We start from the raw sequence: 1,148 nt of genomic DNA on the forward strand, positions 1-1,148 counted from the left end.
CTAGTATTGTGTTAGGTTAGTTTACCGCAAAACTTTTCAATCTTTTCGAAAATGCGTTCCGCAGTGGCGGTCCATACAAAAGGCTTGGGATCTTTGTTATGGGCACCGATGTAATCGAGTATGGATTTGCGCAGGTGGGGGACGCTGGTGAACGAGCCGCGTCGGATGACCTCAAGGGTTATCTTGGCAAAGAAGCGCTCAACTTGATTGAGCCAGCTGGAATGGGTTGGGATAAAATGCAGATGCCAGCGTGGATGACGTAGCAGCCACTGCCGCACAGCGCTGGTTTTGTGAGTGGCGTAGTTGTCTGCCACGACATGGATGGCCAGGTGCGCCGGAGTGGTGCGTTCAATGTGCCTGAGGAACTCCAAAAACTCCTTCTGCCGGTGGCGGGGCTTGCACTGCGCGAAGACTTCTCCTGTCTTGACGTCCATGGCGGCAAACAATGTGGTGGTGCCGTGGCGGAAGTAATCATGGCTGGCGCGTTCAGGCGCGCCACCTGGCAGCATTGGCAGGATGGGTTGTGATCGCTCCAGGGCCTGGCACTGGCTCTTCTCATCCAGGCTGAGCACCAGCGCGTTGTTTGGCGGGCTCATATAAAGGCCGACAACATCGCGGACCTTTTCCACAAAGTGCGGATCGGTCGAGAGCTGGAAGCTCTCTGAGCGGTGCGGTGCCAAGCCGAAGGTGCGCCAGATGACAGATACTCTCTCATTGGAGATTCCTGCCTTGGCGGCCATGCGGCGGGTGCTCCAGTGGGTGCCCTGCACTGGCTTGGTCTCCAGAGTCAGGCGCAGCACCTCGGCGACTTTTTCGTCGCTGATAGTGCGCGGCGGGCCACTGCGAGGTGCGTCAGTCAGGCCCCCGATGCCATCCTGCGCATAACGTTTGCGCCATTTGCCCGCTGATGTGTTGGACAGTCCAACTCGCTTGCCAACCTCTTTGTCATCAAGCCCTTCAGCGCTCAGCAAAACAGCCTGCGCCCTCTTTGCCTCGGCCTGCGGGGTTTTGCGCGCCTCAGCCATGCGCTGTAACTCGCCGCGTTGTTCTTTATTCAACTTCAATCGAATTGTAGGACGTCCTCCAGCCATGCTGGTATCCTAGCACCTTTCCTTGTTTTGAAAAGAACTAACCTAACACAACACTAG

General features: G+C 56.6%; 1 protein-coding gene. It reads right to left on the minus strand.

Features of this window, described 5'->3' with window-relative positions; all coding sequences use genetic code 11:
• Positions 1 to 11: 11 nt before the first annotated feature.
• The gene (locus tag HNQ65_RS26480) at positions 12 to 1,091 is read right to left on the minus strand and encodes an IS630 family transposase (protein WP_184344888.1); all 1,080 of its coding nucleotides are present in this window, start codon (positions 1,089 to 1,091) and stop codon (positions 12 to 14) included.
• Positions 1,092 to 1,148: the final 57 nt, after the last annotated feature.

It is taken from the genome of Prosthecobacter vanneervenii (assembly GCF_014203095.1).
GTDB classification, from domain to species: Bacteria; Verrucomicrobiota; Verrucomicrobiia; order Verrucomicrobiales; family Verrucomicrobiaceae; genus Prosthecobacter; species Prosthecobacter vanneervenii.

Excerpts from the sequence above, each read along its gene's own strand:
- HNQ65_RS26480 (WP_184344888.1), bottom strand. The coding sequence starts at position 1,091 with ATGGCTGGAGGACGTCCTACAATTCGATTGAAGTTGAATAAAGAACAA.